This window comes from Niallia sp. FSL W8-0635 (assembly GCF_038007965.1).
GTDB lineage: Bacteria > Bacillota > Bacilli > Bacillales > Cytobacillaceae > Niallia.
Genome location: NZ_JBBOYD010000001.1, coordinates 2,586,663 through 2,600,070 on the forward strand (window position 1 = coordinate 2,586,663; position 13,408 = coordinate 2,600,070).

The 13,408-nt window shown below is 33.9% G+C and carries 17 protein-coding genes; 3 read left to right on the top strand and 14 right to left on the bottom strand.

Annotated elements, in window-relative coordinates; all coding sequences use genetic code 11:
• The first annotated feature begins 97 nt into the window (after positions 1-97).
• Positions 98-664: a non-canonical purine NTP pyrophosphatase gene (locus NYE52_RS12390; RefSeq protein ID WP_341193348.1), complete on the top strand. Its 567-nt coding sequence runs from the start codon at positions 98-100 to the stop codon at positions 662-664.
• Between the two features lie 74 nt (positions 665-738).
• On the opposite strand, the gene NYE52_RS12395 is transcribed toward NYE52_RS12390, so the two are convergent.
• From NYE52_RS12395 to NYE52_RS12460, 14 genes are all read right to left on the bottom strand, one after another.
• On the bottom strand, positions 739-2,094 hold the full coding sequence (locus NYE52_RS12395) for a DUF4179 domain-containing protein (RefSeq protein ID WP_341193349.1): 1,356 nt from the start codon (positions 2,092-2,094) through the stop codon (positions 739-741).
• Positions 2,091-2,651 (bottom strand): sigma-70 family RNA polymerase sigma factor, encoded by a 561-nt coding sequence (locus NYE52_RS12400; protein ID WP_341193350.1) that lies wholly within the window; start codon positions 2,649-2,651, stop codon positions 2,091-2,093. Before NYE52_RS12400 ends, NYE52_RS12395 begins: the two co-directional genes overlap by 4 nt.
• A gap of 435 nt (positions 2,652-3,086) precedes the next feature.
• Positions 3,087-3,371: a hypothetical protein gene (locus NYE52_RS12405; protein WP_312094344.1), complete on the bottom strand. Its 285-nt coding sequence runs from the start codon at positions 3,369-3,371 to the stop codon at positions 3,087-3,089.
• A gap of 157 nt (positions 3,372-3,528) precedes the next feature.
• Entirely contained in the window at positions 3,529-3,711 is a 183-nt protein-coding gene (locus NYE52_RS12410) for a hypothetical protein (RefSeq protein WP_312094342.1), read from the bottom strand.
• Between the two features lie 210 nt (positions 3,712-3,921).
• The gene (locus tag NYE52_RS12415; RefSeq protein WP_341193351.1) at positions 3,922-4,107 is read right to left on the bottom strand and encodes a PspC domain-containing protein; all 186 of its coding nucleotides are present in this window, start codon (positions 4,105-4,107) and stop codon (positions 3,922-3,924) included.
• A gap of 77 nt (positions 4,108-4,184) precedes the next feature.
• Complete coding sequence (locus NYE52_RS12420; RefSeq protein WP_341193352.1) at positions 4,185-4,721, bottom strand: GNAT family N-acetyltransferase; 537 nt, start codon at positions 4,719-4,721, stop codon at positions 4,185-4,187.
• A 21-nt stretch (positions 4,722-4,742) separates the two neighbouring features.
• Positions 4,743-5,489 (bottom strand): class I SAM-dependent methyltransferase, encoded by a 747-nt coding sequence (locus tag NYE52_RS12425; RefSeq protein ID WP_341193353.1) that lies wholly within the window; start codon positions 5,487-5,489, stop codon positions 4,743-4,745.
• Between the two features lie 233 nt (positions 5,490-5,722).
• Positions 5,723-6,211, bottom strand: a complete 489-nt coding sequence (locus NYE52_RS12430; protein ID WP_341193354.1) for an NUDIX hydrolase — start codon at positions 6,209-6,211, stop codon at positions 5,723-5,725.
• 244 nt (positions 6,212-6,455) lie between these two features.
• Positions 6,456-7,706 (bottom strand): DUF445 domain-containing protein, encoded by a 1,251-nt coding sequence (locus NYE52_RS12435; RefSeq protein ID WP_341193355.1) that lies wholly within the window; start codon positions 7,704-7,706, stop codon positions 6,456-6,458.
• A gap of 187 nt (positions 7,707-7,893) precedes the next feature.
• Complete coding sequence (locus NYE52_RS12440; RefSeq protein ID WP_341193356.1) at positions 7,894-8,760, bottom strand: proline iminopeptidase-family hydrolase; 867 nt, start codon at positions 8,758-8,760, stop codon at positions 7,894-7,896.
• Positions 8,761-8,829: 69 nt separating this feature from the next.
• A complete protein-coding gene (locus NYE52_RS12445) occupies positions 8,830-9,204 on the bottom strand; it encodes a VOC family protein (protein WP_341193357.1) in 375 nt (124 codons plus the stop codon).
• A 341-nt stretch (positions 9,205-9,545) separates the two neighbouring features.
• Positions 9,546-10,271: a nucleotidyltransferase domain-containing protein gene (locus NYE52_RS12450; RefSeq protein ID WP_341193358.1), complete on the bottom strand. Its 726-nt coding sequence runs from the start codon at positions 10,269-10,271 to the stop codon at positions 9,546-9,548.
• Between the two features lie 27 nt (positions 10,272-10,298).
• Complete coding sequence (locus tag NYE52_RS12455; protein WP_251629444.1) at positions 10,299-11,192, bottom strand: PhzF family phenazine biosynthesis isomerase; 894 nt, start codon at positions 11,190-11,192, stop codon at positions 10,299-10,301.
• Positions 11,193-11,229: 37 nt separating this feature from the next.
• Complete coding sequence (locus tag NYE52_RS12460) at positions 11,230-11,808, bottom strand: DJ-1/PfpI family protein (protein ID WP_341193359.1); 579 nt, start codon at positions 11,806-11,808, stop codon at positions 11,230-11,232.
• 166 nt (positions 11,809-11,974) lie between these two features.
• Between NYE52_RS12460 and NYE52_RS12465 the strand changes: the two genes are divergently transcribed.
• Together NYE52_RS12465 and NYE52_RS12470 are read left to right on the top strand one after the other, a co-directional pair.
• Positions 11,975-12,295: a hypothetical protein gene (locus NYE52_RS12465; protein WP_341193360.1), complete on the top strand. Its 321-nt coding sequence runs from the start codon at positions 11,975-11,977 to the stop codon at positions 12,293-12,295.
• Between the two features lie 78 nt (positions 12,296-12,373).
• Positions 12,374-13,309, top strand: coding sequence for an acetamidase/formamidase family protein (locus tag NYE52_RS12470; RefSeq protein WP_341193361.1), 936 nt, complete (start codon positions 12,374-12,376; stop codon positions 13,307-13,309).
• Positions 13,310-13,408 lie beyond the last annotated feature (99 nt).

Here is a 13,408-nt window from a genome sequence, read left to right on the forward strand (position 1 = left end):
AATCTTCTCTATTTCTTCCCTAATTTTGTTATATTATAAGAATAGAAATAAAATTCAGTATGATGATTATTATTGAGCTTAAGGAGAAATTTATCAAATGAAGGAAATTGTATTTGTAACAACGAACAAAGGGAAAATTGCATCGGCAGAAAAGGAATTAAAAAATATCAAAGTAACGCCTATACAGGAAGAGTTAAGCGAGCCACGAACAGATGATATGAAAGAAATTGCTAGACAAAAAGTCTTGCAAGCATATGAAATCGTTAAGCAACCATGCATTGCTTTAGATTCCGGCTTTTTCATCGAAGAATTAAATGGCTTTCCAAGAGCCTATGTAAACCATATGCTTGATACAATCGGTATCAACGGGGTATTGAAATTATTAAGAGACGAAGCAAATCGTGCTTGTGAATTTAGGTCTTGTTTAGCTTATTATGATGGAGTCCAAATAACGTTCTTTGAGAGTAAATCGCAAGGAACTATTTCTGAAAAAATAAGAGGATTAGATAATGATAAAAAATGGTCTGATCTTTGGTACATATTCATCCCAAGAAATTTTGATAAAACACTAGCCGAATTTACAGAAGATGATTTTCATAGATATGAAGAAAGGAAAGAAGAATCATGTATTAGTAAATTTGGTAAATGGTTTGAAGGATTATGAAGAATATGCTCAAACATTTTTTAAGGAACCCAATATTTTTTGGGTTCCTTAAAAAATAGTATTTACATATAAGATTATTTTAATGGAACTTCAATTTCTAAATCTTTCAATATTTCAGGAGCTTCTTCCTGTATATATTCAATCATTAGTTCTTTTTTGGGAATATTCATAAATTCTTCTTCGACAATATAATGATCCTTCTCTTTAAAGGTTTTGGATGTATTAGCCCCATAATAGACTTTTCCCAAATGATCCTTTAATGTAAAATAGTTCGAATGTAGAAAAGGAAATTGGCTATTTAATTCATAGGTTAACGTCATTACATTGCCCGTATATTTAACCCCAATAATGTTGATTTCGCCCAATTCTCCCAAATCTAATTTAGTATCTTTTCCTCTAAATGGTTTTTCAATTGGATTATAAGTCCAATTAGTATTGGCAATCATTGGTTGAATAGTCACCGAATCTGTATTTTTTTCATCCAACCCTTCAAATGATTCCTGAATAGGATTCATTACTTCCATATCAGTCTTTTTAGTGCCTCCTATAAAACCATCAAGATAAGGTACTACTTCTCCCTCATTTGTAATTAATTGGAACATTAACCTTTTATCGTCGTTTTCCTGCAGTGGCCGTTTAAAGCTCATATTTACTACTGTAGTGATTGGCGTTCTTTTTATTTCCTTTACTGTAAATTCGCTCTCTTTGTTTTTTCTAGTAATCATCGGCGTAATCGTCTCTACGTTTTCCGTTTTGGTAAGTTTAAATTCAAATTGAAAGATCTCATACTTTCCGTTTATTACTACTGCATAATAGGGATGAACTTCAATATTCTTTGGTAATTCCTTATGTTGTATAAAATTTACTGTTCCAATCCCAGCTACTTTATTGGCAGTCACCATTTCATACTTGCCAGCCTGTGTTAACTTTCCTATAGGGATTCTTCCTTCTTCCTTAAATGAAACATTTAAATTATCAATCTGATAATCTCTAATTGGTTCCTTTGATTCCACTACATAACTAAAAGAGATTCTTTCCCCATCATAAATTGCTTCTTCTATCGTCATTTCTGCTTCATTACTTTTTGAAGTAGCTACAACAGTCGATACTAATTGGCTGTCCTTCCCTTTCTTTAATCCGCCATCTCCATATGCTTTGAAAATAGATTCTATAAAAGGGAGAGAGGAGAGTGTGTTTGCAAGAGTTGGTGATAATTTTGGAAAAGTAATCAGCATGGAAATAAATAAACAAAAAATAATAGCAGCTGCGATATGCTTTTTATATAAAACAATTATGTTAGGACGACTAGATTTCTCTTCCTTCAGCTTTTTTACTTCTAATAACACTTTTTGTCTGTCTCTTTCAGAAAAATGAACATCCTTCATCACATTTCCTAGTGTTACTTTTATAAATTTGGAATCATTCTTCATCTGAATTCCTCCTTTTTTAGAAATGGCAAGAGATTTTTTCTGCCTCTTCTCAATCTCGTTTTAGCTGTATTCTTAGAGATTTGTAGAATGTCTGCAATTTCGTTAATATCTAGCTCCTCGTAGTAATATAAGAGGATTACTTCTGCATATTTTAGTGGAAGACTTAAAATTATATTTTTTAGTTCCGCCTGCATCGATTGATAAATTATTTCCTCTTCTGGTGACGGCATAGTATCGCTCTTAACATTGATATCTTTCTTAAATAAGATAAACCGCCTAGAATAGGCACTTTTTACATAATCCTTACACTTATTGATGGTGATACGGTAAAGCCATGTTTTTAATTTAGCTTCTCCTTTAAACGTCTTTAAATGGGTATAACACTTAATAAAAACAGTTTGGACAATGTCTTTTGCCGTTTCACTATCTTTAACATATGTATAGGCTAATCTTGTCAGTTCATCTCCATACAAAATCATAATTTCTTCTAACAGTTCATCTAATTGATTCTCCTCTAGCTCGCTTAATAATGATTGTTCTAGTCTTTTAGAAATCACGTCTTCCCCCCCTTACAGATTCGCTAGTTAGACGATATGGATTTACGATAGGATTCACTTTTTATCGTTAATATTTATTTTCCGTAATTATAGCACCCTTTATTTACCCTCATCCTGGAATAGCTGGAAAATAAATAAGCTGAATTCCTACATGAATTCAGCCAATTATTTAGAAATTTGATTTTATATATTCAATAAGGGATACTAATTAAATATAAAAAATTGTTTTTGTTATGAATGACTAATTAGTTAAAACAAATAGTAGGTAAAATAAAAACTTCACAAATGTCGGAAGCGCTTCGAATATCATATACATTCTCCTAACCTATTCGATTATCTAATATATAATATGAAGCGGCCAACGATATGCAAACGTTTTCTATGTGCCTATTATAAAAAATTCCACATAAAAAAACTCTCCAACAGAGAGTCTCTTTAACTTACCTTGTAAAATTTATCGATTTTACCAGCTAAAATTCTTAGAAAGTTATTAATTGTCATATTTTCTGTTTTTTTAGAATACCACGACAATTTATTACCCATGTCTTCTCCATCATAATTAACATTTAATGGCACATATCCTTTTGATTTGGAAGATAGAGTATGATCGAAGGCAATAATTAATACTTTCCCCTCAGGTGTTTCTAATTTGACCTTATACCTTGGAAATTTGTATTCTGAGCTATACTTAACTCCTTTAATCTTAGCCTTAGTTTTCATACATTCTCCTTTTCGAGTGTGTCTATTTACTATTATAGCTTAAATGAAGATAATTAGACATCTTTTACTTAGAAAATCAAAATAATATTAATTTGTATACACAATTAAATAAATAATCGTTGTCTTACCGTATCTCAAAATCTTCTCACATTACCTATTATTCTGCATTTGCTATTACCTCTACAGATCCGTCTTCTGCATAGTGCATAATATTTACAATTTTATAGTAAGCTTTTTCTATTATGATTGTTTCTCCAATGGATGGGGGTATTTGGTAAATGACTTGTTTTGATTGCCAGCCCTTCACTTTATGCTGATATAAGGTATTTAGTCTCACCATGCACCATTCCTTCTTTCTATTCATCGTTAAAAAACTATTTCCTACTCATAATTTATGCACCACTTTATTTGTCCTTTCCTTTTCAACAAAAAAAGCTGAAATCGGTTAGTGACTTCAGCTCAGAACTATATTTAATTAACCCAGTTACACACCGTTTGAAATCAATCTGATTTTAACGCATTAATCATTTCCAAAGCTCCCTAAAATTATTTACAAGGTTCTCGGCGAATCGGCCATACTATTTACTAAAATAATATAAATAAGAATAGAAATTGGCATTGTTAAAAGAAAAATTAAGCGAATGCCTAAAGGGGTTATACCAAAATATTCGCCAATCCCCCCACAAACTCCATAAATTGATTTATTATTTTGAGACTTCCTCATTTTACGATTCATTCTATTTCTCCCTTTTAATCTAATAAGCTATTTGGAATTTCATTACTTATTACAAAATTGTTTAACTTTTTTCGGATTCATTTACAATACTCCATCAGCCAACAATCTTGATACTCCCCTTCATGTAGTTCTTGTTTGGGAAGAATTTTGACTTTCTTCATTCCACATTTTTCATAGCATTTAATTGCTCTTATATTCCTTGTTTGTGGATCCATCACTACTCGATCTGCTTGATTAGCCTCCATTAAGTAATGAATCATCGAACTGACAAGCATTTTCCCAATCCCTTTATTCCAATACGCCACATCTCCAATAAATTGGTCTGTTCCATATACTAATTCCGTGCTATATCCATATAATTTTTTTGTTTCACTATCTAGTGGATAAAATTGTATATATCCAATTGCTCTATTAGAATATTCTACGATGCATTTTACTTCTTCCTGATCATTAACCGGATAGAACACCCTATTCACTTTATCTAAGTCAAATGAATTATCTCTTCCCTCATAATATTCAAGGACCGCTGGATCAGAAAGCCATTTAGCTAAAAGAATATTATCCCTTTCTTCCAAATCACGAACTTTTATAAGTCCACTTTCATATAGTTTCATCCACTTGTCTCCATTTTTCTATCATTTCCTTGCGATAATCGTAAATTCCCATGGGATATTTTCCTTTTTCCAACCACGATGTTCCTCCAAACGCTCCAATTTAAATCCCGCAGTTATCACTGAATTAATAATTTCGCTAAATGTATAGAAGCGGAGAGAAACATCGGGAAAATCCCCTTGTTCTTCTTCAGGAAAAAACTGTTTATAGGCGATATCTCCTGTTTGTAATTCTGTATCAAAATAGGCTTGCTTCACAGAGAAATCTTCTTTCAAGCATTTTAGCAATGGATGATAATCACTTAAGATCAACGTACCATCCTTTTTTAAAAGGGACGATAAAAGCATCATGAAATAATCTAAATCCTGAAAATAATGAAGCACACCACCTTCCAAATAGAGAATATCAAAACCTTCTCCATAGGTTTGTAAATCGATATCGTAAATATCTCCTACTATATACTTGATGGTCGTGTTAGCATGATAAGCTAACTCCCTAGCATATCGTTCATTTTCTTTTGATATATCAAAGATTGTTACATCAGCTCCTAACAGTGCTAATGGAACTGCCTTTCTTCCATTTGATCCACATAAATTCGCAATCTTTTTCCCTTCTACCTGCCCCAAAAAGGCTTGATGCTTTTTTAGACTTGCTCGAGGATTTTTCATTATTTCTTGCGCCTTTTCCTTTGGGTGCCCATCACGCTTCACCCAAAATTCATAAGCACGATATTCCCAAGCTACTTTATTAGTCGCACTTTGCTCATTCATAAGGAAATCCTCTCCTTTTTAACACTTCATTGCCCAAATTTGTAGCTAAATCTTTAATTGTTAAAATGGGACGTTGATAAGGACTCGAAACAAATAGATAATTTCTTCCTTTTGAAGAATTTTGCCTATACGTTCAGAAACTTGTAACCTTTTTCCGTTAAATCGTGTTCTTTCTGTTCCTTCTGTTTTGGACGATTCCCCATATCTTACCATGTAACTATAGCTTTTCAGCCTTACTCTCCTACTTTCGTGCTTCCAATTCGCAACCATTCTGTAGGAGTATTTTTCACAAAATATTTTTCTATAAAGGTAAGCACTTCCTCATTTCCTGGTAATGTCACTAATTCCCTTGCTTCGTCAAAAGACAACCATTTATACTCACTATGTTCATTATTTAATACTACATCTTGGTTTTCCTCTACAAAACCAACAAAAACTGGGGCAATATATATGTAATTATCTAATGGAGAATATATTTGATCAAATGTATTCGAGCTATAGAGTGTTACGTTTGTAATTCCTGTTTCTTCCTTTATTTCTCTTAAAGCTGCTTCCCAAGCTTTTTCTCCTTGTTCTAGGCTTCCACCTATATAACACCACATATCTTTCAAAATCTGGGTTGCTCGTTTCATTAACAAAACATTGTAGCTTCCATTGATTTTTTTCAACAAAACAACTGCAATTCCATTACTATGAATGGGAGTTTCTATTTTAATGTTCACCAATGATACCTCACTCCATTCCATCATTCAATCTAATGTTTTTAAAAATTAAGATAATATTTATTATAAGCGTTTTCCCCTTAATCTGGTAATATTTCTTCATTTTCACTTTTAATGAAGCAATAACCTGACTATGATTAATTCACAACATTAGAGTAGTAAAGGTAACTGGATTAACCATCTATAACAAAAAAAGCATTCATCTCTGAACGCTTTTCTCAATATTTCCATGTGTCTTTACGCCTTATATAATATTAGCTACTAACTGAATAGCACTTAAGAATAGACCGATAATAAAACCACATACTGCACCGTTTACACGAATCCATTGCAGATCTTTACCAACATTATTCTCAATCATATCGACTAGTGTTTCATTATCTAGCTTATCAAGATTTTCTTTAACTAAATTGCCAATTTGATCATGGTTTTTCTCGATAAAATTAGAAATTTGATGAATAATCCATGGATCGATCTTTTCACCATTTTCTTCGATTTGTTCAATTAGTTGACGAATAAATGGAATTGCTTTTGTTTCCATGAACTCCTCATTTTCAAGAAGCTCGATTGCTTTCTCTTGTGCTTGTTGAAGGCTAGCTAAAATGGTATGGTTGGATTCTAGTGAGTCTAACACCTTATCCTTCCATGTATTGATTCCTTCTAATACTTTATCATTTTCTGGAAGGCTTTCAATTTCCTTACGAATATAGAGGATAAGTGCTTCGCGGTTTTGCTCCCCATCTCTTTGCAGACTTCGCATTCCACTCAAGCAAAGATTTTGGACAATTTGCCCTAACTTATCTTCCGTTAAAATATTCTGCAATGTTTTTAAAGCAAATTGAAGCATGCCATTTGCCTCTACATTATTTAACACATTCATGGAAACAGAGCCAAGTTTGCGAGCTGTCTCCTCTTTTCTAAGCCACATTTCTGTTTTTACAAGAACATGATCTAATGCTTTCTTATCTACTTCTTCTGAAATTAATTGATTTGTAAGTAGCTTTAAAATATTACTAATTTGCACATCAGATAAAGCCGCTGACATTTGCTTACGCACAAATGGAGTGATTTTTTCTACGTTCATATTGCGAATTGCTTGCTGTGTAGCTTTTATCATTGCTTCCTTTACTGGTTCTGTTTCTATTCTTGTTTTAATGGTTGCTGTGATTTTTTCGGTAAAAGGAATATTCTTCACTTTATCCTGAATGCTTTCCTTTGATAACCAATCCTTTTTCAAAACATTCACTAATCCATTTACCATTCTATCCCTATTTTTAGGTAATAAAGCGGTATGTGGTATCGGTAATCCTAAAGGATGTCTAAAGAGTGCGGTTACTGCAAACCAGTCTGCTAAGCCCCCGACAAGTCCAGCTTCAAAGCCGCCATGAACTAAATGTATCCAAATATTATCTTGAAAAGGGAAGGTCAAAATAAATCCCAATCCCATGATAAGAAGTGAATACCTTGCAAGTTTTCTTGATGATTTTTTTTCCACGCAATGTCCCTCATTTTACTTTTAAAATCGTTTTTACATCTTTTTAGGATGTAGAACCTCTATCCTGTAGTATACCAATAATCTCCTAAAAACAGAAAGATAAAGTAGATAATTACGGAATTTTTTATTATTGCACACCAAAAGCCAAAAGTTCTATTCCTCCTTTTGGCTATATTACCTCCCTTTATTACTTGTCTAATTGAGACAAGAATTCATTCATTACCTGTCTATATTGTTCTGGTTCTTCTATATAGGCCATATGGGCACTTCCTTCAAATACATGAAAAGATGCATTTGGTGTTTTACTGCTAAAATATTCCGTTGATTCTGGTGTTGCTTCATCATATCGTCCACAAGTGTACAATGTTGGTATGGTGATTTCTGATAGCTGCGTTGTACAATCAAATGATTTTAAGTTTCCTTGCACAGTAAATTCGGAAGGTCCCCACATTACTTGATATACATGTGGATTTCTAAAATGCTTCCCCTGTTTTAAATGTTCTGGGTAAGGCTTTAATCTACATACAAAATGGTCATTAAACACTTCAATAGCTTTTTGAGAGGCAGGTGTATCTGTCGTTCCGTTTTCTTCACAGTTTTTGATTGTTTCTTGAACATCTAGCGGCAATAAAGTTAAATTTTTCTTTTGATCTTTTTCCCATAATGGTGCGCTTAAACAAGGACTTGAGAAAATAATACTACTAATCCCTTCTGGATCACTAAAATAATAAGCAGCAGCAAGGGTAGTGCCCCATGAATGGCCAAGAATATGGACTTTATTCAATCCTAATCCTTTCCGAACTTGCCCAACTTCTTCTACAAATCTGTCTAAAGTCCAAAGGGAATCATCATTTGGCCGATCCGACTTGCCACAGCCTAGCTGATCATACAAGACAACCGATCGATCAATTGCCAAATCTTTTAATCCTTGTAAAGAGTACGAGCTAGAACCTGGTCCTCCATGTAAAACAAGTAGCGGGATTTTATCTGCTGTTTCATTATGTATAACATACGATACTTTTCCACCTGTTACTTCGATAAATCCTTCTCTCATCCGTTTTCTCCTTTACATATTTTACTTACAGTGTAGCACATTGCCGAATAACTCTCGTAAGTAAATAGATTATTCCAGAAGCTTTTTTTCGATAATCTCAACACGATTGCCAAACGGATCACGAAATTCAAATCGTTCAAAGCCTTCAATCGGAATGGAAGCTGCTATTTCTACTCCTAGTTTGCTAAGTTTATTTTTCCAATAACTCATATTATCTACTTGATAAGCTAAATGAGATTTCGTTGTATAGCGATTAAAACCCTCCTCTGTGCCAACATGAACATCTATATTTCCAAGTGACAGCCAAAATCCACCTCTCCCTTGCAACGATGAAGGCTTCTCTATTTCCCCTAAACCTAATACTCCACAATAAAAATCCTTAGCTTGTTGTTCCAATCCTTTTGGTATCGTTATTTGAACATGATGCACGCCAATAATAGTCATCTTTTCTATTCCTCCCCCATATCATCCTCTTATTTATCGTACAATATAGACGTCTAAAGAAACATATTATAATTCTAATCACTTATGATAAGAAAAAATAATGAAGAATACATTGATGATATAGCATTCGTTTCTTTGCTAATCAATCTTATTTTTTATATAATATAATTAAGAAACTGAATATTTAATCTTTTCGAAGGAGGAACCTATGGAGTTACTTTTTGGTTTATTAATTGCTTCTGCTCCATTATTAGCTTCTATTTCGTTTGCAAATATGGCAAAGAATAAACAATAAACTGAATATTCACCACAGCGGATGCCCTATACATTTTGGACATCCGTTAATTACTATGTTTCTTTTCCTTCCCAAGGGAAAACCCAGTAAATAATTTTCCGCCATATGGCTTTAATACTCTTTCCGTAAGTATAATAATGTTTTCCTTTTCCCTAGTCCGATAAAAGGTTTCAAACGCTTCAATGAATTCATCCGCGAATTTTTGATCAAATTGCCGTAATGATCGCACCATCCATTTCGATGTACCAATCCACTGTTTATTTACTCTTAATACAAATTCATGGAGAAGGAAGCTTAGTGTGCTTGCTATAAAAATTACCTCTTGCTCATTGTCTGAACCGATAAAATCATCCAGTACATCTGATATAAAGTAACGCTTTGTTCGAATTGTTTCCTCTGGCCATTCTTTCGGACCTTCTACTAGCATTTTTTCTGCTTCTTGTTTTATAACTTGCAAAACTCCGTCATCTTTTAAAACGATTCCTTCTGTTACCATTCGTTGCATAGAAGGTTTTGCTAAATTATAATCCATTAAGAAAAAATCCTTATAAGAAGCTAAATTATGTACAAATATCTCGATTGGCCAACCAAATTCCATCATGGACTCTCTATAAGAGGAAACGATTTTCTCATCAAAAATGACAATATCAAGATCAGAAGTAGGTGTCGCTTGTCCTCTCACCACACTTCCTGCTAAAACAGCAGCATTACAATTCGGAAAATATGTATCTATAAACAATCGAGCTGCTTCCATTGGCGCTATTTTTTCCATGTAAATCCCCCTTTTCGAGTCGCTCCATCATTCGATAGTTAATTTGAATTCCTTTACAAAAACCGCGGTTCCACTTATCTCCACATCCAATTGACCTTTCCTTTCAGCAACAAGAACAGTTACTCTTCCATCACGCCCTATCTCCTGACCTTGTTCAATGATAATAGGCTCGTTCTTCCACTTTTCATCCACATAGGTAACGTAATATGCTCCCATTACTCCCGAAGCTGTTCCAGTAACAGGATCTTCTATCGTACCTGAGTAAGGGGAAGAAAAATGTCTTCCATGCATCGTTGCATTTACATCATAGGTTTCAAGAGAAAATGGATGAATGGATGCATGGGGAATTTCCTTTAAAATAGATGGAAACAAATCATTTTTTACAGCCATTTTCGAAAATACATGCAGTTCCTTAATAGGAACAAGTAATGTCCAAAGCCCTGTATTTCCATATAGAATCGGATGCTTTTCATCTATATCAGATTCTTTAATACCAATCACATCTGCTAATTCATGGCGCGAACCTTTAAATTCTTTAAATTGTGGTGTTACTTGCTTCATAATAATGGAAGGAGAAGACTGTTTATTTTGATTGATCCGAATAGGTAGAACACCTGCTTTGGTTTCAATCGAAAAGACCACTTTTTCAGAAAGATGACCATTTGTTTTTAATGCAAAAATAGTAGCGATAGTGGCATGTCCACAAAGATTCACTTCATGGCCTGGGGTGAAATAACGAATTTTCAGATCCGCCCTATCTGATCGTAATACAAAGGCAGTTTCATTAAAACCCACATCTTTTGCTATTTTTTGCATTTCTTCCTCTGTATATTTCTCACCCTCTAATACGATTCCAGCGGGATTCCCCTTATCTGGCTGTTCTGTAAAAGCATCATAATGCAAAATAGAAATTGTTTTCATCTCATGATCTCCTCCTATTCTATTTATCTCTCACTAATCATCTATCATACTCCATCCGCTTTGCTGTTTCCCTGCCCACTTCTTTGCCACATAATTTCTCCACTAAATGAAAGGACATATTGATTCCCGCAGATATCCCACCAGAAGTTAATATCGTTCCTTCATCCACAAATTTAACATTTCTTACAAGCTGAACCTTTGGGAATTCCCTTTCCAACCTGTCAATATCCATCCAGTGCGTAGTTGCCCTTAAATCATCCAATAAACCGGCTTTTGCTAACAAAAATGCTCCTGTACAGACAGAAGTCATATATTCCACTTGTCTTGCTTGCTCTTTTATCCAATTAATAACAACAGGGTTATGCATTTCGATTTCTTCTGCACCATAACCACCAGGAAGGATAAGAATATCCAAATCAGGGTGGTTTTCAAAAGAATAATCTGCTTCTATCTTCAGACCATTTCTTGCTATAATAGTCCCCCCTTTTTCTGAAATAGTATGGACATAGAATAATTTATTCTCCCCTCCAGCTAAAGAGAAAACTTCAAATGGACCAGCAACATCTAATACTTCTACTTCATTAAAAATCAATATTCCAACAATACGCTCTTTCATTTTGCCTCCTAAAATAGTTACTCCTATAAAAAATTTAATAAATGAAAAACAACTATAGTCTTTTTCATCCTACCATGAATTTCGAATTTTTAAATAATATTTTTTCTAAATATCTTAAAAATAAATGGTATAATATTTGTTCGAATGTTTTAACTGGGAGGAAGGTATGATTCAAGCAATTGGAGTCGTTGATTTTCATTACAAGCCAATGAGAACAACGAAATATAAAGAGAATGTTACAAAGAGATTAAATGCAAAAACAAATAAATTTGATGATTCCTTTGAAGTCATTACAATATCGGAACCATATGACATGGATGGAGACATTTATGTCCGTGTATCCTGTTCCTTTACGATTTATATGTATGAAAAGGCCTATATTCGAAACCCTGAGGATTATGTAGGATCTGTCTTTCCTACTTTAAAAGAAAGAATAACACCAAATATAATAGCAACAAAGGTTTATAGTTTAACCAAAAGAAGATAAATATTTTTTCATAGATAAAAGGAATGTGCACATTTTTAGCGAATAAAAGGGAAAATAATCTTTTTTAGGAGGAGAAAAATGCAGCATCATTTATCTTTAAAGCAGGAAAACTTGCATGGTTCCTTTAGCAATAACTATAAACCAATATTAACAGTGGAATCAGGCGACTCGATTACGCTAAAGACACTGGATATTGAATGGGGCTATTCAGCCTCTAAAGAGGAAGATTATCGTAAATACTCCTCACGAGAACAAGAAGAAAAACCACAGCATCCGATGATTGGTCCTATTGCTGTTAAAGGTGCTAAGCCTGGAATGGTTTTAGAAGTAAAACTTAATGATATTGTTCCAGGTTGGTATGGACGTAATTGGGCCGGCGGAATGGCGAATTGGCAAAATAATGCGATTGGAATCTCTCATACTGACAGAATTCAATTAGATTGGGAATTAGATACGGAGAAAATGATTGGCTCAACCTCCATTCATTCCCGACCATTTCATATTGCCTTGCAGCCGTTTATGGGTGTTCTTGGCGTTGCTCCAAAAGAAGCAGGTGTCCATTCTACCTCTCCACCAAGATATTGTGGTGGTAATATTGATTGTAAGGAAATCGTAAAAGGCAGCAGTTTATTTTTACCAATCTCTGTTGAAAATGCTCTTTTCTCCATTGGAGACGGCCACGCACTCCAAGGAGACGGAGAAATCTCAGGTACAGCAATTGAATGTCCAATGGAGCATGTAGACATTACATTAATTGTAAGAAAAGATATGGATTTAACGTATCCTAGAGCGAAAACGCCAAATGGCTGGATTACATTTGGGTTCGATGAAGATTTAAATAAGGCAACAGAAATTGCCTTATCAGATATGATCTCTTTAATGGAGCAATTCTATTCTATTTCACGAACAGAAGCAACTGCTTTAGCCAGTGTTTCTGTTGATTTACATATTACGCAAATTGTTAATGGAGTAAAAGGTGTTCATGCCATTTTGCCACATGGCGTTATCCGTTAATTAGGAGGATTTACTTTGAGAAAAAAAGATAAAAAAGACTCCTTTGCTTGGAATCTATTAGAAGTATTACTCGATTTCATTGAAATCTTCTATGGCTTT

Excerpts from the sequence above, each read along its gene's own strand:
- NYE52_RS12390 (WP_341193348.1), top strand. The coding sequence starts at position 98 with ATGAAGGAAATTGTATTTGTAACAACGAACAAAGGGAAAATTGCATCG.
- NYE52_RS12395 (WP_341193349.1), bottom strand. The coding sequence starts at position 2,094 with ATGAAGAATGATTCCAAATTTATAAAAGTAACACTAGGAAATGTGATG.
- NYE52_RS12405 (WP_312094344.1), bottom strand. The coding sequence starts at position 3,371 with ATGAAAACTAAGGCTAAGATTAAAGGAGTTAAGTATAGCTCAGAATAC.
- NYE52_RS12410 (WP_312094342.1), bottom strand. The coding sequence starts at position 3,711 with ATGGTGAGACTAAATACCTTATATCAGCATAAAGTGAAGGGCTGGCAA.
- NYE52_RS12415 (WP_341193351.1), bottom strand. The coding sequence starts at position 4,107 with ATGAATCGTAAAATGAGGAAGTCTCAAAATAATAAATCAATTTATGGA.
- NYE52_RS12420 (WP_341193352.1), bottom strand. The coding sequence starts at position 4,721 with ATGAAACTATATGAAAGTGGACTTATAAAAGTTCGTGATTTGGAAGAA.
- NYE52_RS12425 (WP_341193353.1), bottom strand. The coding sequence starts at position 5,489 with ATGAATGAGCAAAGTGCGACTAATAAAGTAGCTTGGGAATATCGTGCT.
- NYE52_RS12440 (WP_341193356.1), bottom strand. The coding sequence starts at position 8,760 with ATGAGAGAAGGATTTATCGAAGTAACAGGTGGAAAAGTATCGTATGTT.
- NYE52_RS12445 (WP_341193357.1), bottom strand. The coding sequence starts at position 9,204 with ATGACTATTATTGGCGTGCATCATGTTCAAATAACGATACCAAAAGGA.
- NYE52_RS12450 (WP_341193358.1), bottom strand. The coding sequence starts at position 10,271 with ATGGAAAAAATAGCGCCAATGGAAGCAGCTCGATTGTTTATAGATACA.
- NYE52_RS12455 (WP_251629444.1), bottom strand. The coding sequence starts at position 11,192 with ATGAAAACAATTTCTATTTTGCATTATGATGCTTTTACAGAACAGCCA.
- NYE52_RS12460 (WP_341193359.1), bottom strand. The coding sequence starts at position 11,808 with ATGAAAGAGCGTATTGTTGGAATATTGATTTTTAATGAAGTAGAAGTA.
- NYE52_RS12465 (WP_341193360.1), top strand. The coding sequence starts at position 11,975 with ATGATTCAAGCAATTGGAGTCGTTGATTTTCATTACAAGCCAATGAGA.
- NYE52_RS12470 (WP_341193361.1), top strand. The coding sequence starts at position 12,374 with ATGCAGCATCATTTATCTTTAAAGCAGGAAAACTTGCATGGTTCCTTT.